Annotated in this window: 15 protein-coding genes; 5 read left to right on the top strand and 10 right to left on the bottom strand. The window is 57.6% G+C overall.

The genetic code is table 11. The features are described 5' to 3' along the window. Nucleotides 1–3: 3 nt before the first annotated feature. The 4 genes from aceF (at nucleotide 4) to msrA (ending at nucleotide 7,340) form a co-directional block, all read left to right on the top strand. Nucleotides 4–1,965 (top strand): dihydrolipoyllysine-residue acetyltransferase, encoded by a 1,962-nt coding sequence (gene aceF, locus ACYZT7_RS03240; protein WP_462039921.1) that lies wholly within the window; start codon nucleotides 4–6, stop codon nucleotides 1,963–1,965. A gap of 270 nt (nucleotides 1,966–2,235) precedes the next feature. After that, the gene (locus ACYZT7_RS03235) at nucleotides 2,236–3,630 is read left to right on the top strand and encodes an alkaline phosphatase D family protein (protein ID WP_462039920.1); all 1,395 of its coding nucleotides are present in this window, start codon (nucleotides 2,236–2,238) and stop codon (nucleotides 3,628–3,630) included. Nucleotides 3,631–3,825: 195 nt separating this feature from the next. Then, complete coding sequence (locus tag ACYZT7_RS03230) at nucleotides 3,826–6,519, top strand: sensor domain-containing phosphodiesterase (protein WP_462039919.1); 2,694 nt, start codon at nucleotides 3,826–3,828, stop codon at nucleotides 6,517–6,519. A 173-nt stretch (nucleotides 6,520–6,692) separates the two neighbouring features. Next, nucleotides 6,693–7,340, top strand: a complete 648-nt coding sequence (msrA, locus tag ACYZT7_RS03225) for a peptide-methionine (S)-S-oxide reductase MsrA (RefSeq protein ID WP_462039918.1) — start codon at nucleotides 6,693–6,695, stop codon at nucleotides 7,338–7,340. Nucleotides 7,341–7,385: 45 nt separating this feature from the next. Here the strand turns inward: msrA and ACYZT7_RS03220 are convergent, their stop codons facing one another. From ACYZT7_RS03220 to putP, 10 genes are all read right to left on the bottom strand, one after another. Further along, a complete protein-coding gene (locus ACYZT7_RS03220) occupies nucleotides 7,386–8,225 on the bottom strand; it encodes a 23S rRNA (adenine(2030)-N(6))-methyltransferase RlmJ (RefSeq protein ID WP_462039917.1) in 840 nt (279 codons plus the stop codon). A gap of 294 nt (nucleotides 8,226–8,519) precedes the next feature. Next, entirely contained in the window at nucleotides 8,520–8,843 is a 324-nt protein-coding gene (locus ACYZT7_RS03215) for a hypothetical protein (RefSeq protein ID WP_462039916.1), read from the bottom strand. A 919-nt stretch (nucleotides 8,844–9,762) separates the two neighbouring features. Continuing rightward, nucleotides 9,763–10,179, bottom strand: a complete 417-nt coding sequence (locus tag ACYZT7_RS03210; RefSeq protein ID WP_462039915.1) for a hypothetical protein — start codon at nucleotides 10,177–10,179, stop codon at nucleotides 9,763–9,765. After that, nucleotides 10,179–10,376 (bottom strand): hypothetical protein, encoded by a 198-nt coding sequence (locus ACYZT7_RS03205; protein ID WP_462039914.1) that lies wholly within the window; start codon nucleotides 10,374–10,376, stop codon nucleotides 10,179–10,181. The genes ACYZT7_RS03210 and ACYZT7_RS03205 overlap by 1 nt, the downstream gene beginning before the upstream one ends. A gap of 296 nt (nucleotides 10,377–10,672) precedes the next feature. Then, on the bottom strand, nucleotides 10,673–10,819 hold the full coding sequence (locus ACYZT7_RS03200) for a hypothetical protein (protein ID WP_462039913.1): 147 nt from the start codon (nucleotides 10,817–10,819) through the stop codon (nucleotides 10,673–10,675). Beyond that, complete coding sequence (locus ACYZT7_RS03195; protein ID WP_282382376.1) at nucleotides 10,806–11,180, bottom strand: hypothetical protein; 375 nt, start codon at nucleotides 11,178–11,180, stop codon at nucleotides 10,806–10,808. Before ACYZT7_RS03195 ends, ACYZT7_RS03200 begins: the two co-directional genes overlap by 14 nt. 221 nt (nucleotides 11,181–11,401) lie before the next feature. Continuing rightward, on the bottom strand, nucleotides 11,402–15,841 hold the full coding sequence (locus ACYZT7_RS03190; protein WP_462039912.1) for an RHS repeat-associated core domain-containing protein: 4,440 nt from the start codon (nucleotides 15,839–15,841) through the stop codon (nucleotides 11,402–11,404). Next, nucleotides 15,841–16,578, bottom strand: a complete 738-nt coding sequence (locus ACYZT7_RS03185; protein ID WP_462039911.1) for a DUF4123 domain-containing protein — start codon at nucleotides 16,576–16,578, stop codon at nucleotides 15,841–15,843. The genes ACYZT7_RS03190 and ACYZT7_RS03185 overlap by 1 nt, the downstream gene beginning before the upstream one ends. Continuing rightward, entirely contained in the window at nucleotides 16,568–18,586 is a 2,019-nt protein-coding gene (locus tag ACYZT7_RS03180) for a type VI secretion system Vgr family protein (RefSeq protein ID WP_462039910.1), read from the bottom strand. Before ACYZT7_RS03180 ends, ACYZT7_RS03185 begins: the two co-directional genes overlap by 11 nt. A gap of 366 nt (nucleotides 18,587–18,952) precedes the next feature. Next, entirely contained in the window at nucleotides 18,953–20,437 is a 1,485-nt protein-coding gene (gene putP, locus ACYZT7_RS03175) for a sodium/proline symporter PutP (RefSeq protein WP_462039909.1), read from the bottom strand. 461 nt (nucleotides 20,438–20,898) lie between these two features. Between putP and putA the strand changes: the two genes are divergently transcribed. Continuing rightward, entirely contained in the window at nucleotides 20,899–24,849 is a 3,951-nt protein-coding gene (gene putA / locus ACYZT7_RS03170; RefSeq protein ID WP_462039908.1) for a trifunctional transcriptional regulator/proline dehydrogenase/L-glutamate gamma-semialdehyde dehydrogenase, read from the top strand. The last annotated feature ends 216 nt before the right edge of the window (nucleotides 24,850–25,065 follow it).

Raw genomic sequence — 25,065 nt, 5'->3', positions numbered from 1 at the left:
TCTGTGAGCGAACTCATTCGCGTACCTGACATCGGCAGCGGTGAAGGTGAAGTAATCGAACTATTTGTGAAGGTCGGCGACCGTATCGAAGCCGACCAGAGCATTCTGACGCTTGAGTCGGACAAGGCGAGCATGGAAATCCCTGCTCCCAAGGCCGGCATCGTCAAAAGCCTGAAAGTAAAAATCGGCGATCGCCTGAAAGAAGGCGACGAATTGCTCGAGCTGGAAGTCGAAGGTGCCGCTGCTGCGGCCCCTGCGGCTGCCGCTGCGCCGGCGGCCAAAGCTGAAGCGAAACCGGCGGCTGCTCCTGCCGCCGCGGCTCCAGCGCCAGCTGCCGCGCCTGCTGCTGCAACCACTCAACAAGTGCACGTGCCGGACATCGGTTCGTCGGGCAAGGCCCAGATCATCGAGATCCAGGTCAAGGTCGGCGACACCGTCGAGGCTGATCAGTCGCTGATCACGCTGGAATCCGACAAGGCCAGCATGGAAATCCCTTCGCCCGCCGCTGGCGTGGTCGAAAGCATCAGCGTCAAGCTCAACGACGAAGTCGGTACCGGCGACCTGATTCTGGCGCTGAAAGTGGCAGGTGCCGCGGCACCGGCTGCGGCCGCGCCAGCTCAGGCAGCTGCACCTGCTGCCGCTGCTCCAGCGCCAGCTGCTGCGGCACAGGCGTCACCGGTTGCCGACAGCGTTCAGGACATTCATGTCCCGGACATCGGCTCTTCGGGCAAGGCCAAGATCATCGAAGTCCTGGTCAAGGCCGGCGACACCGTTGAAGCCGACCAGTCGCTGATCACCCTGGAATCTGACAAGGCGAGCATGGAAATTCCATCGCCTGCCGCTGGCGTGGTGGAAAGCGTTTCCATCAAGCTGGATGACGAAGTCGGTACCGGCGACCTGATCCTGAAGCTGAAAGTCAAAGGCGTTGCGCCTGCTGCTGCCCCGGCTCCGGCCGCTGCTGCTCCTGGCGCTCCAGCTCCAGCCGCCGCTGCGCCTGCTGCTCCGGCACCGGCCGCACCGGCTGCTGCACCGGCCAAGCCGGGCGCCAAGGTTCATGCTGGCCCGGCTGTACGCCAACTGGCCCGTGAATTCGGCGTCGAGCTGAACGCCGTCGGCGCCAGTGGCCCGCACGGTCGCATCCTGAAGGAAGACGTTCAGGTCTACGTCAAAGCCATGATGCAGAAGGCCAAGGAAGCACCGGCCGCTGCTGCTGGCGCAACCGGTGGCGCGGGCATCCCGCCGATTCCGGTCGTGGACTTCAGCCGCTTCGGTGAAACCGAAGAAGTGCCAATGACCCGCCTGATGCAAATCGGCGCGTCGAGCCTGCATCGCAGCTGGCTGAACATCCCGCACGTGACTCAGTTCGATTCGGCTGATATCACCGACCTGGAAGCGTTCCGTATTGCTCAGAAAGCCGTTGCAGAGAAGGCTGGCGTCAAGCTGACCATCCTGCCGCTGTTGCTCAAGTCGTGCGCGCACTTGCTCAAGGAACTACCGGACTTCAACAGTTCGCTGGCACCAAGTGGCAAGGCGATCATCCGCAAGAAGTACGTGAACATCGGCTTCGCCGTCGACACCCCTGAAGGCCTGCTGGTACCGGTCATCAAGAACGTCGACCAGAAGAGCCTGTTGCAACTGGCAGCCGAAGCCGCCGTGCTGGCCGCCAAGGCCCGCGACAAAAAGCTCACCGCTGACGACATGCAAGGCGCCTGCTTCACCATTTCCAGCCTCGGCCACATTGGCGGCACCGGCTTCACGCCGATCGTCAACGCGCCGGAAGTGGCGATCCTCGGTGTTTCCAAGGCAACCATTCAGCCAGTCTGGGACGGCAAAACCTTCCAGCCGAAACTGATGCTGCCGCTGTCACTGTCCTACGATCACCGTGTGATCAACGGCGCCGCTGCTGCACGCTTCACCAAGCGTCTGAGCGACCTGCTGGCGGACATCCGCACCATCCTGCTGTAACACCGGCCGGCCCTCCTTCACCGGAGGGCCTGTTGCGTTCCACGTTTTCCGAGCGCCACGCTCGTACCTCAACCCCGCCAGTTTGGCGGGGCTTTTTTTGCCCGAAAGAAAGTTTCTTCCTACATTCGTGGCTGACGTCGCCCACAACTCAAGTCCACTTTCACCCGATATTTTTTGCGCACCAGTAACTAGGATTAGTCCAACTGATTATTGATTTAAACATCATCATTCTCTCTCGCTTAGTTAGCATTACTTCGAACGGATTCGAACATGTTCAAACCGACTGTCGGCCCTATTATTGGTCACACCACAACTAATCACACACGCATCTTCTTGCGCGGCGAACTTCAAAACAACGCGCCGGTATTTGCAGGCATTCGTTATCGCCAACCTGGCGAAGAACGCTGGTCCCAAGGTGTATTTGCAAAATTGACGATCGTGCGCGACATGTCCGATGTCATTGCACTCAACGATCTGGCCACCGATACCGAGTACGAATATCAGGCGGGTTGGTTCAGCCCCATGAGCCCGGTGCATACCGTGGAGACGGTACAGGAACTGCCACTGCAATGGCCGCGGGATATCTACCGGTTTCGCACACAGTCCAGCAAAGGCACGATTCCACGGGCCTATATCGTCGGTTCATGCCGTTACCTGCGCATGACCGCTGGCGTCCCGTCTGCACCGCATCTGGGGGACAGGATTTTCGCCTCGATCACGAACCTGGCGCAGCAGGCCGAACCGCCTATCAGCGCCATGTTGATGACCGGCGATCAAATCTACGTCGATGACTTGAACGTTATTGCTCCCGACCGGGAATACAAGGAAATACTCAGTAAGTACCGCGCGGCCTTTTCTCAACCTCATATTGGTAAGTTGATGTCCAGCGTTCCGACTTACATGATCCTCGACGACCATGAAATAGAAGACAACTGGCCTGCCAACAAGAGCAAAGGCGATGACTACTTACATAAGAACGCGATGGCGGCATACGAGTTATATCAAGCCAGCCACAGCCCAGCCCATGAACTTCTAGTGAACGGACAACTAAGCAGAAAACTGGAACAGTATGGGTATCAGTTCGCCGAAGGCGATATCGAATGGTTTGTCACCGACAGCCGAACCCGCCGCAACCTGTCGGCCGATGATCGACGCATTCTCGACGAAGAGCAGGAACAGGCTTTGTGCAAATGGCTGATTCACAGCCCGGCCAGGGTCAAATTCGTGGTCACCAGTGTGATGTTCTATCCCGACCGTAAATCTCAGGGCGATGACGCCTGGAAAGCCTTCCCGGAACAACGACTACGGCTGCTGGAGACGATTCGTACACACCGCATCAAGAACGTCTTCTTCATTTCTGGCGATGTCCATGGCTCCCTGACCAGTCGCCTGACCCACAGCGAGGACCCGGACTTTGAAGTGCACACCATCGTGTCGTCACCGCTGTGCAACAGCAAACTGCTGCCGTATGCCAAGGCATCCACTTTCATTCTCGATCAGCCACTGGCGCAAACGGTCGCGGGTGACTATCGGCATGAAATGACTAGCAAGGTAGTCAGCGAGGACAACTTTGCCCATCTGGTCGTTGATCAGGAGAAGGTTCAGGTCAACTATCACGACCGGGACGGCAAGCTTTTAGAATCGGCCAGTATCACGTTGCGCTAAGCCCATGAAGGCCAAATGCATTAGTTTTCGACCTCTTGCTGAAGAAATCTTCGTCCCGGCCGACATATTCTTATAGCACTTGGCCTTCATGTCTCTTGTCAGTCAGTGTTGCAATGATGCAACCTTGCCGCAGACAACAGTAAAGAGGGCGAGAGCCCGGCGCGATCAGCCTATTCGAAGTGAGTTTCCTTCCATATGAAGAGCCAACCCGATGCCGCCAGCCGTATGGTGGCCGAGGTAGTGACGCAGTTGCCTGTGCCCTCGCGGCTCGGCATGCTGCGTTTCGAACGGCTGAATGAACCAAGCTGGGCACTGCTGTTTCTCGATCCCAATTGCGAACGACAGTTCGGCCTGCCGGCGGTGGACCTCTGTGCTCTGGTCGACTCACCTTACGCCAGCCTGATGGAACCTGAAGCGCGCTATCAGCTGCATGACGAGGTCCAGCAGCAGCTCACCGAAAGTCCGAATTACCAGATCCGCTACACCTTGCACACCGCCTCAGGCGCCTTGAACCTGCTGGAATTGGGTGAAGCCTACAAACAACACAATCGACACCTGCTGCGTGGCTACCTGCTGGTGGTCGACAGCCTTTTCGAGGGCAAGCAACTGCTGCCGGCCCTGGACCTGGAAACCCAGAACTCTCGCCTGCAAATCGCCCTGGCGCTCAATCAACTCGCTCAGCAGGAACAGCTCCTGCACCTGGACCGGGTGCGCGCCCAGCAAGACTTGATCCTGCTGCTGACCCGCCAGCGCTACCGCAGCAACAACTCCCTGCAAGAAGCCGCCGAGCTGATCACGCGCAGTGCCTGTGACATTTACGAAATCGACTGCGCCAGCCTGTGGAACCTCGAAGGTTCACAGCTAGTGCCGATTTCGGCCTATCACCGCGCCAGCCAGGAATACCAACTGCCGGAGCCGATCGACGTCAGTTACTTCCCTGATTACCTGGAAGCCTTGCACACCGGCCGCGCCATCGATGCTCACAACGCCATGCGCGACCCGCGTACCCGGGAAATGGCCGAACACCTGCGCCCGCGCGATGTGAACGCCATGCTCGACGCCAGCATCCGCGTCGACGGCCAAGTGGTCGGCGTACTCTGCCTGGAGCAGACCGGTACGACCCGCGCCTGGCAATCGGACGAAATTGCTTTCGCCGGCGAACTGGCGGATCAGTTCGCTCAGGTCATCAACAACCATAACCGCCGCACCGCCACCAGCGCCCTGCACCTGTTCCAGCGTGCGGTAGAGCAAAGCGCCAACGCCTTTTTGCTGGTCAATTGCGATGGCGTGGTGGAATACGTCAACCCGAGCTTCACGGCGATCACCCAATACACCACCGAAGAAGTCCACGGCCAGCGGCTGTCGGAACTGCCGGCACTGGAAAACCTCAGCGAGCTGTTGTTTGACGCGCCCTCGGCGCTGACCAAGAGCAACAGCTGGCAAGGCGAGTTCAAAAGTCGCCGCAAAAACCTCGAACCCTACTGGGGTCAGTTGTCGATTTCCAAGGTCTACGGCGACAACCGTGAACTGACCCATTACATCGGCATCTACGAAGACATCACCCAGACCAAGCTCGCTCAGCAGCGCATCGAGCGTCTGGCTTACACCGATAATCTGACCAACCTCGGCAACCGTCCGTCGTTTATCCGCAACCTCGATGAACGCTTCGCCCGAGACAGCGATACCCCCATCAGCCTGCTGCTGGTGGACATCGACAACTTCAAGCGGATCAACGACAGCCTCGGCCACCAGACCGGCGACAAACTGCTGATCAGCCTGGCCCGACGCCTGCGCAACAGCCTGAGCCCGAGTGGCAGCCTGGCGCGGTTCGCCAGTAACGAATTCGCCGTGCTGCTGGACAACACCGACCTGCGTGCGGGCCAACAGATGGCCAGCGAATTGCTGATGACCCTCGACAAACCGATGTTCGTCGACAATCAGCTGATCAGCGTCACCGGCTCAGTGGGCCTGGCCTGCGCGCCGTTGCATGGCCGCGATCCGCAAACCCTGATGCGCAACGCCGGCCTGGCGCTGCACAAGGCCAAGGCCAACGGTAAACACCAGGTTCAGGTGTTCACCGAAGCGCTGAATGCCGAGGCCAGTTACAAGCTGTTCGTCGAGAACAACCTGCGCCGCGCCCTGACCCAGAACGAGCTGGACGTTTTCTATCAGCCCAAGCTCTGCCTGCGCAGCGGTCGCCTGCTGGGGATGGAAGCCTTGCTGCGCTGGAACCATCCGGAAAAAGGCATGATCCGCCCGGACCAGTTCATCAGCGTCGCCGAAGAAACCGGGCTGATCATTCCCATCGGTAAATGGATCGCCCGCCAAGCCTGCCGCATGAGCAAAGACCTGACGGCCGCTGGCCTGGGCAATCTTCAGGTGGCAATCAACCTCTCGCCCAAGCAGTTCTCCGATCCGGACCTGGTGTCGTCCATCGCCAATATCCTCAAAGAGGAAGCGCTGACGGCAAACCTGCTGGAACTCGAACTCACCGAAGGCCTGCTGCTGGAAGCCACCGAAGACACCCACTTGCAGCTCGATCAACTCAAGCGTCTGGGCCTGACCCTGGCCATGGATGACTTCGGCACCGGTTACTCGTCGCTCAGTTACTTGAAAAAATTCCCGATCGACATCATTAAGATTGATCGAAGCTTCATCCACGAGATCCCGGACAACCAGGACGATATGGAAATCACCTCTGCGGTGATCGCCATGGCCCACAACCTGAAACTCAAGGTCGTGGCTGAAGGCATCGAGACTGCCGAGCAGTTGGCCTTCCTGCGCCGTCACCGCTGCGACGTTGGCCAGGGCTACCTGTTCGACCGACCGATACCGGGCGTAGAGCTGATCGAAAAGCTCAAGCGCTATCCGCGTGGCCCGATCGCCTGACCCTGTGGGAGCGAGCTTGCTCGCGATGGCGGCGCAACAGTCAACATCGATGGCGTCTGACGCACCGCATTCGCGAGCAAGCTCGCTCCCACATGGGTAGTGCTTAACCAACTGGTATTAGGCACACTGGCGACCTGTTTATTTACATTTCAACCTGACTGAGAGGACTGATCATGGTTCTGCGCTCGGAAATTCTGGTGAACAAAAACGTGCTCCCGACTAAAGAACAAGCTCTGCCTGGCCGCGAAACCCCAATGAACCTGCCGGAAAAACACTTCGTCCACGACGCCCCACTGCTGGGCCCGTTCGTCACCGATGTGGATTTCGCGATCTTCGGCCTCGGATGCTTCTGGGGCGCGGAACGCAAGTTCTGGCAGCGCGAAGGTGTGGTCAGTACGGTGGTGGGTTACGCCGGTGGTTTTACGCCGAACCCGACGTATGAAGAAGTCTGCTCGGGCCTGACCGGCCACAGCGAAGTGGTACTGGTGGTCTACGAGCCGGCAAAAGTCAGCTACGAAGAGCTGCTGAAGATGTTCTGGGAATTGCACAACCCAACTCAGGGCATGCGTCAGGGCAATGACATCGGGACGCAGTACCGCTCGGTGATCTATGCGACCAACCCGATGCAACTGGCTGCCGCCAAGCACAGTGAGCAGGTGTTCCAGGCCGAACTGACCAAGGCTGGCAAAGGCACCATCACCACCGAAATCGAAGAAGCGCCGACGGTCTACTTCGCCGAGGCTTATCACCAGCAGTACCTGGCGAAAAACCCTGAAGGGTATTGCGGGATTGGCGGTACAGGCGTGACTTGCCCGATCTGACACCGCACTGATCGTTCCCACGCAGAGCGTGGGAACGATCACAGGTCAACTCTCGGCAATCAACCAATCCATCTGCCAACCACCCTGGGTCTGCCCCAACTTCTTGGACAACCACGGCAGCAACTCACGCAACTCCTCTTCCAGCCCCCACGGCGGATTCGCAATCGCCAACCCCGAGCCATTCAGACTGTTCGGCGTATCCAGCGGATGTACCAGCAACTCGACCCGCAATAACTTCGGTGCGCCCGTTCCAGCCAAGTCCTGATAGAAACGACGCAACATGCGCTGATCCTTCACCGGGTACCAGATCGCCGCCACGGTTTGCCGCATCCGGCCAATCGCCTCTTTCAGCGATGCCGCACAGCGCTGCATCTCATCGAGCTGCTCGAACGGCGGATCAATCAACATCACCGCCCGCTTCTCCTGCACCGGCAACATCGCACGCGGCACATGCCAGCCTTCGCCCAGATGCACCTTCACCCGACGGTCGCCCGCCATATTGTCTCTGAGCAACACACCATCTTCCGGGTGCTTCTCGTTAAGCATCAACCGATCCTGCGGCCGCGTCAGACGCCGCGCCAACTCCGGCGAACCCGGGTAATAGCGCAGCTGGCCATCCGGGTTCATGTCGTGCAGCACCTTCATGTAATCCGCGGTCAACGCCGGCAGATCCGGCTGATCCCACAAACGCGCAATGCCTTCCAGGTACTCACCGGTACGGCTCGCCTGATCACCCTGCAGGTCATACAGACCAATGCCGGCGTGAGTGTCGAGATAGGCAAACGGCTGCTCCTTGCGCGACATCAAAGCGATGAGGCGGGTCAAAGTCAGGTGTTTGAACACATCGGCGTGATTGCCGGCATGGAAGGCGTGACGATAATTCATGGCTGCTCCTGCGAAGGGCGGGAAGTTTACCTTGTACAGCGGCGAACGTCAGGACCTCGCAGCCGAGCGGGCAAAGCCCCCCTCACCCTAACCCTCTCCCTAGGGGGCGAGGGGACTGATTTTGGCAATCTCTCGGCCTCCATCGACCTGAACGATCAAAGTGAACTCAAGCTTGGCCAAGCCAAGTTCACCCTGCAGTCGCAGGTCGCAGCAAACTCCCCAAACACCTCGGTCAATCCCCTCGCCCCTCGGGGAGAGGGCTAGGGTGAGGGGGATGGATCTAAAGCCTTACACCTACTCCAAAGACCGCGCCCGTAACCGCCGCCCAAGAACATCCAGCACATCACACCCATCCCGCAACGGAATGGCGCAGAGCAAGGCAAAGTCACTGAGAATGAAGGACTGACACTCAATCGAACCACGCATGGACAGGTTCTCCATCACTTGAGTGACGGCGCGAATTCGGTAGCTGGCAGCGTCATACAAAACATCAAGCGGCGCTTGGGTGTCGACGAACAGGGTTGGCATGTCGTCGCAATTGCTGGTGAGCGCCATGAAGCGGCTTTGGGGATGGGGGGTTGGTTTTTCGTAGGGTGGATCGGGGTGAAGAGTTTTCATATTCAAGTTCCAAAGGCAATAAATAGGAACTGCCGTTAGCCTCCTACAGGCTAGGGTGGCAGTTATGCGCGGGGTAGGAATATCGAGGCCTTTGGAAAACTCGACCACGCCGAAGCGTGCCCGCGCACAACCGCCGCAACTGATCTTACGGACGCACGTTAACGGCCGCAAACCAAGCTTCGACGCTAATACATTTCCAACGACTTTGAAGGGTTCCTACACCCTGCCACTGAATTTTCAGTGACCACCAGAGACTATCGATGGAATGCATTTCAAACCAGTTCATGGAAACCGATACGAGTTGAAGGAAACTTCCGATGACCTTGCCCAGAAATTTCGCTCAAAAAAGCAAACGTGGCGAAAGGCTTCACTGAAGCTTGGCTTGATTTCGCCACCTGTTGAATCCACAACCTATAGCTGCCGCTCAGCAACGACAGAATTCGGCCCAGAGTGTGTAAAAACGCCTACCACTTTCTTGCCGCCGACTTCAGACGGAGCAGAATGCCAAGTTATCAAGATCTATCTCGGCGTAGCTCCCCAAATCGCCTTTGTAGAGATAGATCTTGGACACTCCTAGCTCGGATTGTAAGAAATCAACAAGCTTTCTAAGGTTACAGTTTTTAGACATCGTAGTCGGACGTACTACCGTTGCCTGTCCGGGTTCGTCATCGTAAATTCTGATCAGGAACACTTCCTCTTCGTTCTGTATTTCGTAGTTACAACCACGGTACGCATATCCAAAATCGTGGTCGACATCATCAAAGCGAGTAGATTTCACTATCTTCAAAGTAGCAGTCCGTCAAATATCACTCATCAACATAAATGGTACGGATTTATTTGTTGAGCAAGGAGTTGGAATAACGCGGAAAATCTAGTGCTCATTATTCTGCACCCTGAGCCTTAGCTGAAGTACTAGCCCTCACCAAGTTGAAAAGTTCTCCTGACTCGCTTTATACAGATCATCAACCCACGCTTCGGACAATTTGACGTACACATCCTCAAAAAACGCCTTTGGATTTTTCATTTCATTCCACCCAAGAGGAAGCGAGGAATGAGACCTCGAATCATGTTCCAAAATTTCAGCAAACACACTCGAGTCACCATCAAGAGCCTCTCTCAACACAAAGAACAAAACAAACTTATGCCGATAACTCAACGCTGCGAAGCGTTTGACAATAAACCGGGATATTAAACATTCTCTATCTGAAGGACACTCAGGATCGTACGCCGACAACTCAACCCCAAGACTCTCCTCGCGATCATATATATCGAACCCACCGAGAAAGTGCTCTACACTTGGATTATATGGAACGTTCAGATACGGATGCATCAGCATTAAATTTTCTCTATCGGATAAAACGCTATAGGCTGCAATGTCTCAAAGTCGAATTTCATTTCAAAGGCATTCATCTGAGGAATGAAACGCGGATTGGCTGGATCTAAAGGATTAGGCTCATATCCCTCACCTACATTTTCCGCCTCCACTCTTACTAACAAATTTCCTTTACTGTCCTCCCCAGTAAAACGAGACATTTTTCTAGTCTCCCTTGTCATCGCTTCATTATAAGCATTCAACTGCGCTCTATGGCTTATAAACCTAGAGCTTGGAACGGCTCTCCACCTCTTGCTTTCACCATTAAGTTCGCAGCTAGTGGTTTGTTACTGAACAGCAGAAACCGAACTACCCGCCAAATTCATATACATAGCTCGTAATATAAAAATCAACTTTTTAAAAGGTATTAATAACGTCATTTTTCAAAAACCGACCATAACAAACACAATAAAACACTAAAAAGATACAGCAAAATGCGGACAAAATTTGGGCGAGCTTATTTTTTGCTCTTATCAATACCGCCAATACTTTCGAAGCTGGCAGCAAAAACAAATCCACCCCCTTTGTTGGTTTGCCCGCGAATTGAGAATATATCCGCCCCCCCACCGCTCAAAAAACCTGCACTAAAATCAGAAAGCCACATCAATACGAATCACATTTATTTTAATAAATTTTTGGTTAAAAAACGGGTAGTCATAATGAATATCTTGAGCATCGAAATCAATAAAAGATCTTAATACGGCACCATCTAAATAGCCCGCTAACACACATGAAAAACTGTCATCCTCCATTTCAACTCCGACATATTCATCCTGACTTACTTCCATGCCGACGCTATCAGGTAAAACCATTTCAAACTCAACCTCGTACGTTTTACCGATTTCAATCTTAAATGGGCAGTAGTTAATAAAGCATTGAATTATTACTCCATTGACAAGTAAAACAACCGCCTCTTCGACGACCTCATCAATCTCCATGACAAGCGCACTATACTTCTTAGTCATTTACTGGCCTCAGCTCGTTATCCTTTGCATCACCGTTTAACATTTTCCAGAAATCCTTTCCACTTTTTACATGCAGGGTCGTGATATCGCCGCTATTATTTGTACCGACAAATGCAAATTTTGTATCACCATTCCTCTGGGAATTACCCAGAAGTTGTAAATAGGCAATTCTAACTTCTCCTTCATACGGATATTCCACCTTTATGCCTTGGTTCACTACATCACGAGAAATTTGTAGGTATTCCTCTTTGCTCTGAGCGTCGAACTCTTTTCTCCCGTGTTTTTTTATAATGAAGGTCAAGCTTTTCGTCATTCCTAAAATTTTTAGGACGCGACTTCGCGATTGGAGTTTTTACCGCACCGCCATCAACAACCGTCTCACTAACATCATCCGGCGCCCCACACCCAGGCTTATTCGGTGGCGGACAATTCCCGCTCAACCCCAACGGATCAACCCACCCCGTCGGATTCGGCGTGTACTGGTACTGGTTCAGCCCACCCGCCAATTTGATCGGGTCCGGCGTCAGGTACCGGCCAATCTCTGGATCATAGTACCGATGCCGGTTGTAATGCAGACCACTCTCAGCGTCGAAATACTGCCCCTGAAACCGCAACGGTTGCTCGAGCTGCTCGCCCCCACCGAACGCAAGGCGAGTGATCTTGCCGTAGGCGTTGTACTTCGCCGACCAAACAATCTCGCCGCCAAAATCGGTCAGTTCCTGCGGCGTACCCAGGTGATCGAGTTGGTAGTAAAACGGGCAGGCCTTGCGCGGGCCTTTGCCGTCGAGCATGGCCAGTGGGCGGAAGCTTCCCGGTTCGTAGAGGTAGCTGCGGTAGTGTTCGCGGCTGCTTTCGGCGATGAGGTTGTCGCCTTGCCAGAAGAACTCGGTGGTGTGGCCGTCGACGGTTTTGCTGATGCGGCGGCCGAAGGCGTCGTAGCGGTAGGTGGCGCTGTGGCCGTCAGGGGTTGTGACGCCGACCAAGCGGTGTTGGCAGTCGTAGCGGTATTCAGTGACGAGTTTTTGCGCGGCGCCGCGGCGTTCGCGGATCAGGTTGCCGAAGGCGTCGTAGTCGTAATGGCGGTCGCCTTGCATGAGCAGGCGATTACCCAGCACCTTCGCTGCGCCGGGGCGGTCTTGCATCAGCAGGTTGCCGGCCGGGTCGTGGGCGAAGCTTTCCGGTGGGTCGTCGCGGGTGTGGCGGACGCGGGTCAGGCGGTTGAGCGGGTCGTATTGGTAATTGCGTTGGCCGTGACGGGTGTCGGCGATGCTGTCGAGATTGCCGTTGGCGCTGTAGGCATAATCGCGGCGATACAGCGGTTGTTGCTGTTGGCTGACGGCGTGGGCTTTCAGGCGTCCCTGGTCGTCGTAGGCATATTCGCTGAGCAGCAGGCCTTGCTGGCGGTTTTGTTCGCGATCGAAGGCGAACTGGTGAGTGGTGAGTCGCGCACCGTTGAGGTCGATGGCTGTGAGTCCGCCACCCTTGGCGTGGTGGTAATCGAGTTTGCTGTTGTCCGGCAGGCGCAGGTGATTCAGCTGACCGCAGGCGTCGTAGCCATAACGCAGCGTGCCCCAGCCTTGGTGTTCGGTGATCAGCCGGTCCTGCTGGTCGTACTCAAATTCCAGCGGATGGTCGTGGCCGTCATCGACGCTGACCAGTCGGCCGAGGCTGTCGTAGCGGTATTCAACCTTGATGCCGTCGGGCAGGGTTTTGACCAGCAACCTTCCCGCCGAGTCCCGCTCATACGCCGTTACCAACCGCGAGCCGTCCTCGCCGAACTCGGTTTTCTCCAGCAGCTGGCCATTGAGGTCGTAGACGTACGCCGTGCGTTGGCCGTCGAATCCGGTTTCCTGTCGGATCAAGCCGTTGGGCGTGTAGTCCAGCCGATACTTTTCGCCGGATTCGTTTTCGATCTCGGTGAGCAACAGCTGCGCGTTGTCGTAGTGGTACTTCAGCTGGGTGCCGTCGGCATTGATCCGGCGGCTGACCAGGTGCAGATCGTCGATGTATTCGTAGCGGGTGACGCGGCCCAGTTCATCGCGCTCGGCGGTGATCTTGCCGTAGGCGTTGTAGCTGAACGCGCGGCTGGCGCCGGTAGGCAACGTCGTCTGGATCAATCGACCGACGGCATCCCATTGGTACTGGGTGACGGCACCGTGTTCGTCCTGACGGGTAATCTGCCGCCCCAGCGCGTTGTAGGAAAACCGCCGCACGCCACCATCCGGCAGCGTTTCCTCAACCAACTGCCCCAAGCCATTCCAGACGAAGACCTGCCGGCTGTTGTCCGGGTAACGGATCGACAGCAGCTGACCTTTTTCGTCGTAGTGATAGTGGGTGACATGATCGTCAGGATCGGTCGCTTCGGTGACGTCGCCCTGAGCATTGCGCAGATATTTCCACACGGCTTTGCCGCGGTACCGCGCGTGCAGGAAACCGTTGCGATACTCGTAGGCCGTCGGTTCGTCTTCCGGCGGAATCAGCGCGACAAGCCGTCCGACTTCGTCGTAACGGTATTCGGTGACGGCGCCTAACGGGTCTTGCTCGGCAATCAGCCGACCGTTGTCGTCGTAGGCCTTGAGATGCTCGCCACCGTCCAGCTCGACCTTGCGCACCAGCCGCGCCCGATCGTCGTGGACGTAAACCTCTTCACTGCCATCGATGTTCTGGACGGTGACGCTACCCTCGTCATCCCAGACATAACGCGTGTCCATCTGCGAAAACGACGCCCAGTGGCGGATGCATCGGGCCGCCTTGCCGGCACGCTCCCACTCCCAGAAGAAACTCGCCCCACCGGCCAACTGCCGCTGCAGAATCACGTGCTGCTCGTCGTAGTCGTAGCGTTCGCTTTCGCCGGCGGCATTGGTGGCTTCGATCAAGCGATGACAAGCGTCGTAACGGTAGGCAACCAGCGTTTGCTCAGTACGCCAGGCGTCTTCCAGGGTGTCGGCCGGATGAAAGCGCTGATACTCCACGGCGACCAAATGGCTGCGGTCATAGCGCAATAGCAAGGCGAGGCCGGCGCCGTTGTCGAGGCGTTTGATGCGGTCTTGTCGATCGCGAGTGATGCGCAGGCGGTTGTCGTAAGCGTCGCTAATGGTCGTCAGACGACCGTTATGAAAGTGATAGAACCGCGCGTCGTCGCCAGCCTGGGCGAGGATCAGTTCTTCCGGCTCGTCACTCAGATAAATCGCCGCCCGCGAGAGGCTGTTGTGAATCGCCGGGCGTTCGCTGTTTGGCAGCGGGAAGGTGGTGCGGCGGTTTTCGTGGTCGATCCAGATGACGTTTTCGCCATCGATTTCCAGTCGATGGGCGAGGCTGTGACTCCAGCCGAAACCGAGGCCGCAGTCGATCTCGGCGGCGCTTGTGCGGTAGAGCCGGGTGAAGTCGAACGGCAGGATGCCGTCCAGTGCACCGTCGGTCAGGGTCAGCAGTTCTTCACCGGTGACCATCGACACCGGGCATTTGTTGGTGGCGGTTTTATCGGCGGAATCGGCGCTTTCGCCGTTGGGGTTTTTCGCTTGATCCGGGACGTTGTCGTGGTGTTCGTTTTGCTTGAGCGTGGTATTGCGCTTGGCATCCCAGCGCAGCTGCATGCGCCCTTTTTTCAGACCCGCAGCAACACCGCGTGCGGCGACTTTTTTGTAGCGGTCGACGTAAGTAATGAAGCTGTTGATGATGTTAAAAATTGCTTTGACGAAGCCCAGAACAGCATCAACGATCCGCGCACCATAGTTCGCAAGGCGCATACCCAGATAGGCAATGCCCGCACCTGCACCGGCGAAAGTCAGGACAACCCCGATCAGAATGTCGATGAGCAACTGCACCACTACCGTCGACACAGCCTCGGCGGTTTTGCCGGCGATATCGCCGGGCGGCAGCATGTCCAACCAGAGGCTGGCGGTGCGTAACAGTAGGCAGAGCGCCGCTTCGTCACTGGCCAGCAGTTGGGCTTTTTCCATGACATCCGGAGCGGTTTTCGCGAGTTTCTTCAGCTCTGTGACGCTCTCGCCCAACCTCTCACCAAACTTCCCGGGATCCTTGAGGATGTCCGAAAGCAGGCCGATGCCGTCCCACACGCCCTCGATTGCCGCCCAACTTCCCGCGAGCATTCCATTGCCTGCAGCAACCGAAGAAGATTCCGACCACTTCGGCTTAAACGTCTTCCATTCATCTTGCAGCCAGTTTTCGAGCTCATTCGTTAAGCCATCGTAGGAAGAGAAAAGATCATCGACTTGCTGCGGAGTTACTTCGTTATGGACTTGAATGCGGTAGAACTTGCCCTCTTCCCCGTTGAATATTCCCTTACCTTGTTCGTTGAGCGTGACTGGCGTCACCTCCCCGCCCTCACGGGCAATCACATCGACCCGAATGTTCCCGACGGGAATGTCATAAACCGATTCGAACTTGCTCTCTATCTCTAGCTTTCCGCCCTTCGGGCACTGCACGACGGTGGAGAAGAAGTTGTTGTCGCTACTGCTCACCGCAGTGCTGGCATCTCCGAACTTGATGATCCGCTCCATGCCCATCAGCGAAGGCAAATCAGCGGCGCGGCTGGCCTTGTCCGCCGCTTGGCTGAGCCAGTGCTTGAGCTGTTCCCGGTAGAGGGAGAGGGTGTCTTTAAAACCGTCCAGCTCCTGCTCGATACGCACAATCTGATCCATCAGTTCAGCTCCGCCATCAGGTATTCCACCAAGGCTGTTTTGGGTGCTTGAGGCAGATCCGGCGTCTCCAGAAAGGTCGCGATTTTGTGCCGCAATACGCTTATCGAAAACGCCTCATGGAGGTCAGGGCGGTCCTCGCTCAACCACTTCAGCAAGTTGTTGATGCAGGTTGTCGCGGACTCCGAGGCAAGGTGCTTAAGCAGCGATTCAGAAACCTCCCACCACGGAAAAACCCTTGAGGTTTCCAACGCGCTGCCACCCATGTCGAGCGGCTGGCCATTGATCAAACAGCGCCCGATCACAGGCATTAACTGCGTAGCGTTAACCTCGACAGACTGAAGGATCGACAGCAAATAGCGCCCATCCCAGAAGCGGAAAAACACTGCATTACCGTTGGGCAGGAGGACTTGGGTAAGGCTGCGCAAATGCTCGACCAGCACTTCTCGAGAAGCAGTAGAAACCGCCAGCCAACCCCAATCACGAGACTCGGTTGTGGCGACCCACTGCAGAAACTCACTGCCAGCGGCGACGATTCCGACATAGGGCATCACCGGTTCCCACTCGGCGTAAGCGGTGTCGGCCCAAATCGGACTGGGTGCTTGAGCGATGCTCAAACGCTGCCATGCTTTAAACGGTTCAGCGGAGCTCGCGTTGCTGAAAATGGCGAAGAGTTGCTCAGAAGATTTGAGGGGTTGGCTTACCAGCCAGTCGTGGGGCGACAAGCGATCAGGCTGCACAGACACCCTCCTTGCAACGCTCGCATTCCTCACAGAACGGCGCGTCGCTTTTCAGGCTCAGAATCTGTGCGGCACTCAGCAGCGCAGCCGGAGCGGCGACGAGATTCAACAGCGTATCCGGCAAGGACGGTGCGGCTGCCATGGCCGGCATCAACGCGCCCCCCACCTGAATCGGTACGCTGCTGAAGATCCCGCCGGGACCGATGTTGATCCACTGCCCGCCCGCTTGAATGGTCGCGCTGGCCCCGCCGTCGATCACCACTTGCTGGCCGGCGCTGACATGGAATTGCTGACTGGCATTCAGCGCCTGGCTGGTCACGCGAATGTGCCGGTCACCGACCACCACCAGGTGATCATCCAGCTTCACTTCGGTCTGGCGCTGGCCATGGGTGATGCGTTGCTCGTCGGCCTTCAGCTCATGGCTAGCGATACCGGTGACAACAATGCTGCGGGCGTTATCGACCTGCACCTGTTGATCGTTCAACACGTGTTGAGTCCAGTTTCGCTGGGCGCGCAGGTAGATTTCCTCGGCGCCTTTGCGATCCTCGATGCGCAATTCGTTGTAACCGCCGCCACCGGGACTACTTTGGCTGCGGAAAATGCTGCGGGTCTTGTCGGCGGGCAAGTCGAGCGGCACCGGTGTCGCCGCGTTTGGCAGGCAACCCATCACCAGCGGTTTATCCGCATCGGCGTCGATGAACCCGACCAGCACTTCCATGCCGACTCGCGGGATCAGCACGCTGCCGTAACGGTCGTGCGCCCAGCCGGTGGCCACGCGCAGCCAGCAACTGGAGTGCTCATCGAGCTGACCGTCACGGTCCCAGGCGAGCTGAACCTTGACCCGACCGAACTCGTCGCAATGGATTTCGCTGTCGGTCGGGCCGGTGACCACGGCAGGTTGATAGCCGAGCATGCGTGGCTTTTCCGGCCCGAGCGGCGGACGAAACGAAACGTCCCACGGTATGGCCAGAAAGGTATTGCGATAGCCCTGGAAATCATCTGGGCTGTCGCTGGTGACCGACTCTTCCAGCACTTGCGGCTGGCGTCCACGGTGCTCAATTTCGGTGATCAACCACAGATCATTCCACGCCTGACGCGGGTGCTCGGCGAGATGTAGGAAGTGCCCGCAGACCAACGCAGATTCGTCGCCCCGGCCTTCGGCCTGACGGAAGTCGGCGTTGTGGCGTTCGAGTGCTCGTTGAGCCAGATGTTTGCCGTGTTCGCGATCAGTGAACTGGCCAGGAAAGTGATAATCCTCCAGCACCGGTCGCTGTTCGCTGTCGAGGCGGCTTTCAAGTTGCAGGCGCGGTTTGCGGAAGTCGTAATCGCGACGGGTTACCGCTGTCGTCCGGGTTTCCAGCCGCACGTTGAAACGCTTGATGGCTGGCGCATCCGCCGCCATTCCGCTGCCCGGCAGGTATAGCGTCGGCTCGGGTAGACGAGGGAAAACCGTCTGGTCATCACCAAACACCAGCAGGTGCCCGTCGAGGCTGTGCTGAAAGTGGTAGTGAATCCCGATCTCGGCACACAGGCGCTGGATGAACGCCAGATCGCTTTCGGCGTATTGCACACAGTACTCGCGCGCTGGGTAGTCGCTGCCGAGCCGAAACTCGAAGGCATCGCGCTGGATGCCGTGGTCCTTGAGGATTTGCGCGACGATCGTCGGCACGCTTTTGTGCTGAAAGATCCGCTGATTGATGCGCTGGCCGAGGTACGCCAGTCGCGGTACGAGACTGATTTGGTAACCCGTGAGGCGTTGTCCGGAATCGCTTTGGCCGACCCGAAAAATCTGGCCATGAATACCGGAACCCTGTGCATCAAAACTCAGAAATGCCTGACGATGCAGCAGGCTTTCGAGTTCGATGTCCGGCCGTTCGCTGACCAGTTCCAGGTCAAAACGGTAGGGCTGACTGATGACTTCCTTGCCCGTGAACTCAAGCACTTTGAGCTCATTCTGGACGCCGTCGAGGGTCAACGTGAAACGCGGTTGATTGGCAGGAGCGAACATCCGATGTGTCTCTGCAGAATGAAGGCGGGCGATTCTGCATGAGCGACAAGGGGCATTGATGGAGGGACAGGAAAATCAGATTCCCCCTACTTTTTTAGAGATTTTCCCTTCAACAATCAGTGTGTTTGGCTACAGACATCTCCTTCAAAAGCACCACTAACCACTGTGGGAGCGAGCTTGCTCGCGATAGCGGTTGTTCATTCAACATTGATGTCGACAGACCCGACGCTATCGCGAGCAAGCTCGCTCCCACAGGGAATTCACAGCGCTTCGAGATTTGCGTGGTCCAAAAAAAACGGCCCGCCTCCAAAAGGACGCGGGCCGTTTTCATGTTCGGCGAAAGGTCAGAGCATCAGCTCATTCCCCTCACTTGTTCAGGCGGAAATCTGCCTCGGCAGCGGCGAAGCGCTGAAGCATGCCTTTAGTAGGCTCGCCCAGTTTGCTGACGATGTAGATCGCCAGGCTGGCGAAGATGAAGCCTGGGATGATTTCGTACAGGCCCAGCAGCTCAAAGTGCTTCCAGACGATCACGGTGATTGCGCCGACCAGGATGCCGGCCAGTGCGCCGTTGCGGGTCATGTCTTTCCAGATCACGGAGATCAGGACGACCGGACCGAACGCAGCACCGAAACCCGCCCAAGCGTAGCTGACCAGGCCCAGTACGCGGTTTTCCGGGTTAGCGGCCATCGCGATAGCGATCAGGGCAACCAGCAGCACCATGGCACGACCAACCCAAACCAGCTCAAGCTGGGAAGCAGTTTTACGCAGGAAAGTTTTGTAGAAGTCTTCGGTCAGGGCGCTCGAGCACACCAGCAGCTGGCAGCTCAGGGTACTCATCACCGCCGCCAGAATGGCAGACAACAGCACACCGGCGATCCATGGATTGAACAGGATTTTCGCCAGTTCGATAAACACACGCTCGTGGTTTTCGGTCACAGGACCGGCCAGCTCCGGGTGCGCCGAGAAGTAAGCGATACCGAAGAAGCCTACAGCGACGGTGCCGCCCAGGCACAGGATCATCCAAGTCATGGAGATACGACGAGCGTTAGCGATCGACTTGACCGAATCCGCCGCCATGAAGCGCGCGAGGATGTGCGGCTGGCCGAAGTAGCCCAGGCCCCAACCCATCAGCGAGATGATGCCGATGAAGGTGGTGTTTTTCAGCATGTCAAAGTTGCTGGCGTCTTGTGCTTCGATGGCCAGGAACGTGGTGTCGACGCCGCCAGTGGCCAGCAGCACGATGATCGGCGTCAGCAACAGAGCGAAGATCATCAGCGTGGCTTGTACGGTGTCAGTCCAGCTCACTGCCAGGAAACCACCGACAAAGGTGTAGGCAATCGTCGCGGCAGCACCGGCCCACAGCGCCGTCTCGTAGGACATGCCGAAGGTGCTTTCAAACAGACGGGCGCCGGCCACGATGCCGGAGGCGCAGTAGATGGTGAAGAACACCAGAATCACAACCGCAGAGATGATCCGCAGCAGGCCGCTTTTGTCTTCGAAACGGCTGGAGAAGTAATCCGGCAGGGTCAGTGCATCGCCGTTGTGCTCGGTCTGCACGCGCAGACGGCCGGCGACGAACAGCCAGTTCAGGTAAGCACCGACGATCAGGCCGATGGCGATCCAGCTTTCGGACAGACCGGACATGTAGATAGCGCCCGGCAGGCCCATCAACAACCAGCCGCTCATGTCGGAGGCGCCGGCGGACAACGCAGTCACGACGCTCCCCAAGCTACGACCGCCCAGAATGTAGTCAGAAAGGTTATTGGTGGAGCGATAGGCCATGAAGCCGATCAGCACCATTGCTGCGATGTAGATCACGAAGGTGATCAGGGTTGGATTGCTAACGCTCATTAAGTTACGCCCTGGCTTTGTTTTTATGTAGCGGCGGCTGGTGAACCGCGCGCAAACGACGACGTTTGACAGACGATTTCAGGTCCCGCGCATTTATGACTGATGTTTCCCCAGGAAAGCCATCAGCCGGTGCCTGGTCTTTTTCGACCGGTTGCACCTTGGGCGCGAATGCTATTCAACAAAGCAAATAAGGTGCAACCAGTTTCGTGAGAATAAGTTGCACCTAGTCGGATTTATCTGAAAAAGCGCTGTTTTTGCTCCCTTTTAGGGCAGTTCTGACGATTTACTAGAAGCAAAAGCACCAAGCAGGAGCGGTAAGTTCGTACCGGAATTTAATTCCTGACGAACTGCTGATTATTCCGACAAAAAAAGGGTTGCACCCGGTTGCACCTCGAGAGTTGCGCAGCTAATCTTGCCGCCAGCTGATGCCACGCGGTCGTGGCAAACATGAGGATAAAAATATGGCTACCACCACCCTTGGGGTCAAACTTGACGACCCGACCCGCGAGCGCCTCAAGGCTGCCGCGACCTCGATTGATCGCACGCCGCACTGGCTGATCAAGCAGGCAATTTTCAATTACCTGGAAAAACTCGAGGGTGGTGCAACCCTGACCGAGCTGAGCGGTTTGACCAAGGATTCCGACGACGTCGTCGATGCGCCTCTGGATCACGCCCACCAGTGCTTCCTCGAATTCGCCGAAAGCATCCTGCCGCAATCGGTGCTGCGCGCCTCGATCACCGCCGCCTACCGTCGCCCTGAGCCGGAAGTGGTGCCGATGCTGATCGAACAGGCGCGTCTGCCTGCTGCGATGGCCGAAGCCACTAACAAGCTCGCCTCCTCGATTGCCGAGAAGCTGCGCAATCAGAAGAGCGCCGGCGGCCGTGCCGGGATTGTTCAGGGCCTGTTGCAGGAATTTTCCCTGTCGTCCCAGGAAGGCGTGGCGTTGATGTGCCTGGCCGAAGCGCTGCTGCGTATCCCGGACAAAGGCACCCGTGACGCGCTGATCCGCGACAAGATCAGCACCGGCAACTGGCACCCGCACTTGGGCAACAGCCCGTCGCTGTTCGTCAACGCCGCTACTTGGGGCTTGCTGCTGACCGGCAAACTGGTCGCCACCCACAACGAAGCCGGCCTGACTTCATCGCTGAGCCGCATCATCGGCAAGAGCGGCGAGCCGATGATCCGCAAGGGCGTCGACATGGCCATGCGTCTGATGGGCGAGCAGTTCGTCACCGGCGAAACCATCGCCGAAGCCTTGGCCAACGCCAGCAAGTTCGAAGCCAAAGGCTTCCGCTATTCCTACGACATGCTGGGTGAAGCTGCACTCACCGAGCACGACGCCCAGAAGTACCTGGCCTCGTACGAACAAGCCATCCACTCGATCGGCAAAGCGTCTCACGGTCGCGGGATTTATGAAGGCCCGGGCATTTCCATCAAGTTGTCGGCACTGCACCCGCGTTACAGCCGCGCGCAGTACGAACGCGTGATGGACGAGTTGTACCCGCGCCTGCTGTCGCTGACCCTGTTGGCCAAGCAATACGACATCGGTTTGAACATCGACGCCGAAGAAGCCGACCGCCTCGAACTGTCGCTGGATCTGCTGGAGCGTCTGTGCTTCGAGCCGCAACTGACCGGCTGGAACGGCATCGGTTTCGTGATCCAGGCCTATCAGAAGCGTTGCCCGTACGTGATCGACTACGTGATCGACCTGGCTCGCCGCAGCCGTCATCGCCTGATGATCCGCCTGGTGAAAGGCGCGTACTGGGACAGCGAGATCAAGCGCGCCCAAGTCGAAGGCCTGGAAGGCTATCCGGTCTACACCCGCAAGGTGTACACCGACGTTTCCTACATCGCCTGCGCTCGCAAACTGTTGTCGGTACCGGAAGTCATCTACCCGCAGTTCGCCACGCACAACGCCCACACCCTGTCGGCCATTTACCACATCGCCGGTCAGAACTATTACCCCGGCCAGTACGAGTTCCAGTGCCTGCACGGCATGGGTGAACCGTTGTACGAACAGGTTGTAGGCAAAGTTTCCGAAGGCAAGTTGAACCGTCCGTGCCGCGTGTACGCACCGGTCGGCACTCACGAAACACTACTGGCGTATCTGGTGCGTCGTCTGCTGGAAAACGGCGCGAACACCTCGTTCGTCAACCGCATCGCCGACCAGTCTATTTCGATTCAGGAGCTGGTGGCCGATCCAGTGGCCAGCATCGAGCAGATGGCGACGCTGGAAGGCGGCTTCGGCCTGCCGCACCCGCGTATCCCGCTGCCGCGTGATCTTTATGGTGCCGAGCGCGCCAACTCCAGCGGCATCGACATGGCCAACGAACATCGTCTGGCTTCCCTGTCCTGTGCTTTGCTGGCAACCGCTCATAACCACTGGAAAGCTGCGCCGATGCTCGGTTGCGCGTCCAGCACTGAAACGCCGGCGCCAGTCCTGAACCCGTCCGATCTGCGTGACGTGGTCGGCCATGTGCAGGAAGCCACCGTCGAAGACGTCGACAACGCGATCCAGTGCGCCCTGAACGCTGCGCCAATCTGGCAGGCCACTCCGCCCGCCGAACGTGCCGCGATTCTGGAACGTGCTGCCGATTTGATGGAAGGTGAGATCCAGCCGCTGATGGGCCTGCTGGCTCGCGAAGCCGGCAAGACCTTCGCCAACGCCATCGCCGAAGTGCGTGAAGCCGTGGACTTCCTGCGTTATTACGCGGTGCAGGCTCGCAACGATTTCACCAACGACGCCCACCGCCCATTGGGTCCGGTGGTCTGCATCAGCCCGTGGAACTTCCCGCTGGCGATTTTCAGTGGCCAGGTTGCTGCGGCACTGGCCGCCGGCAACCCGGTACTCGCCAAGCCTGCGGAACAAACCCCGCTGGTCGCCGCTCAAGCCGTGCGCTTGCTGCTCGAAGCCGGGATTCCGGAAGGCGTGCTGCAACTGCTGCCGGGTCGCGGCGAAACCGTTGGCGCCCGTCTGGTCGGTGACGATCGGGTCAAAGGTGTGATGTTCACTGGCTCCACCGAAGTCGCTCGCTTGCTGCAACGCAACGTCGCCGGTCGCCTGGATGCTCAAGGTCGCCCGATTCCGCTGATCGCCGAAACCGGCGGCCAAAACGCGATGATCGTCGACTCCTCGGCACTCACCGAACAAGTGGTGATCGATGTTGTGTCCTCGGCGTTCGACAGCGCCGGTCAACGCTGCTCGGCTCTGCGCGTCTTGTGCTTGCAGGAAGATTCCGCTGACCGTGTCATCGAAATGCTTAAAGGCGCCATGGCTGAATGCCGTCTCGGCAACCCTGAGCGCCTGTCCGTGGACATTGGCCCGGTGATCGACGCCGAAGCCAAGGCGGGCATCGAGAAGCACATCCAGGCCATGCGCGACAAAGGTCGCAGCGTGTACCAGGTGGCGATCGCCAACACCGAAGAAGTCAAGCGCGGCACCTTCGTGATGCCGACGCTGATCGAGCTGGAAAGCTTCGATGAGCTGCAACGTGAGATCTTCGGCCCGGTGTTGCACGTGGTTCGCTACAAGCGCAAAGACATCGATCAGCTGATTGGCCAGATCAACGCTTCCGGTTACGGCCTGACGCTGGGCGTGCACACTCGTATCGACGAGACCATCGCCAAGGTGATCGACAACGTCAATGCCGGTAACGTCTACGTGAACCGCAACATCGTGGGTGCTGTGGTGGGTGTACAACCGTTCGGTGGCGAAGGCCTTTCGGGCACTGGCCCGAAAGCCGGTGGTCCGCTGTACCTGTACCGTCTGCTGTCGACGCGTCCTACCGATGCGATCGAACAATCCTTCGTTCGCGGTGATGCCATCGCTGCCCCGGATGTTCGTCTGCGTGATGCCATGAGCAAACCGCTGAAGGCTCTGCAAGCCTGGGCTGACAGCAACAAGTTTGCCGACCTGAACGCCCTGTGCGTGCAGTTCGCGGCGCAATCGCAAAGCGGGATCACCCGTGTTCTGGCGGGCCCGACCGGCGAGCGCAACAGCTACGCCATCCTGCCGCGCGAACACGTGCTGTGCCTGGCGGACGTCGACGGCGATCTGCTGACGCAACTGGCGGCGGTATTGGCCGTCGGCGGTTCGGCGGTATGGCCGGAAGCTGAATTGACCAAGGCGTTGTTCGCACGTCTGCCGAAGGAAGTTCAGGCAAGGATCAAGCTGGTTTCCGACTGGAGCAAGGACGAAGTGGTGTTTGATGCGGTTCTGCATCACGGCCATTCCGATCAGTTGCGTGCGGTGTGCCAACAAGTGGCCAAGCGCGCCGGGGCGATTGTTGGGGTTCATGGCTTGTCGCAAGGCGAAACCAACATTGCGCTGGAACGTCTGGTGATCGAGCGGGCATTGAGCGTTAACACTGCTGCTGCGGGGGGTAATGCCAGTTTGATGACCATCGGCTAAATGGCAACAAGACCAGGCACCTGCAATAGGTGCCTGGTTTGCGAAAATCCCTGTGGGAGCGAGCTTGCTCGCGATAGCGGACTGTCAGTCACATCCTTTTTTGAATGTGCCGCCGCCATCGCGAGCAAGCTCGCTCCCACATTTGATTAGTGCTGCCCGCGACACACCATCACGCTCATCAATCATCCTGTTCACTCCGCCCTTCCCACGCCTAGA

This window comes from Pseudomonas sp. RT4P38, assembly GCF_054897765.1.
Note: the sequence above shows the minus strand (reverse complement) of the source record. Positions and strands in the feature narration are given on the sequence as shown.

Bases quoted from the DNA above. Each gene is read 5' to 3' on its own strand.
- ACYZT7_RS03205 (WP_462039914.1), bottom strand. From the start codon at position 10,376: ATGTCTCGTTTTACTGGGGAGGACAGTAAAGGAAATTTGTTAGTAAGA.
- ACYZT7_RS03180 (WP_462039910.1), bottom strand. From the start codon at position 18,586: ATGTTCGCTCCTGCCAATCAACCGCGTTTCACGTTGACCCTCGACGGC.
- ACYZT7_RS03235 (WP_462039920.1), top strand. From the start codon at position 2,236: ATGTTCAAACCGACTGTCGGCCCTATTATTGGTCACACCACAACTAAT.
- ACYZT7_RS03210 (WP_462039915.1), bottom strand. From the start codon at position 10,179: ATGCTGATGCATCCGTATCTGAACGTTCCATATAATCCAAGTGTAGAG.
- putA (WP_462039908.1), top strand. From the start codon at position 20,899: ATGGCTACCACCACCCTTGGGGTCAAACTTGACGACCCGACCCGCGAG.
- ACYZT7_RS03220 (WP_462039917.1), bottom strand. From the start codon at position 8,225: ATGAATTATCGTCACGCCTTCCATGCCGGCAATCACGCCGATGTGTTC.
- ACYZT7_RS03200 (WP_462039913.1), bottom strand. From the start codon at position 10,819: ATGTGGCTTTCTGATTTTAGTGCAGGTTTTTTGAGCGGTGGGGGGGCG.
- ACYZT7_RS03190 (WP_462039912.1), bottom strand. From the start codon at position 15,841: ATGGATCAGATTGTGCGTATCGAGCAGGAGCTGGACGGTTTTAAAGAC.
- ACYZT7_RS03215 (WP_462039916.1), bottom strand. From the start codon at position 8,843: ATGAAAACTCTTCACCCCGATCCACCCTACGAAAAACCAACCCCCCAT.
- putP (WP_462039909.1), bottom strand. From the start codon at position 20,437: ATGAGCGTTAGCAATCCAACCCTGATCACCTTCGTGATCTACATCGCA.
- ACYZT7_RS03230 (WP_462039919.1), top strand. From the start codon at position 3,826: ATGAAGAGCCAACCCGATGCCGCCAGCCGTATGGTGGCCGAGGTAGTG.
- msrA (WP_462039918.1), top strand. From the start codon at position 6,693: ATGGTTCTGCGCTCGGAAATTCTGGTGAACAAAAACGTGCTCCCGACT.
- ACYZT7_RS03195 (WP_282382376.1), bottom strand. From the start codon at position 11,180: ATGACTAAGAAGTATAGTGCGCTTGTCATGGAGATTGATGAGGTCGTC.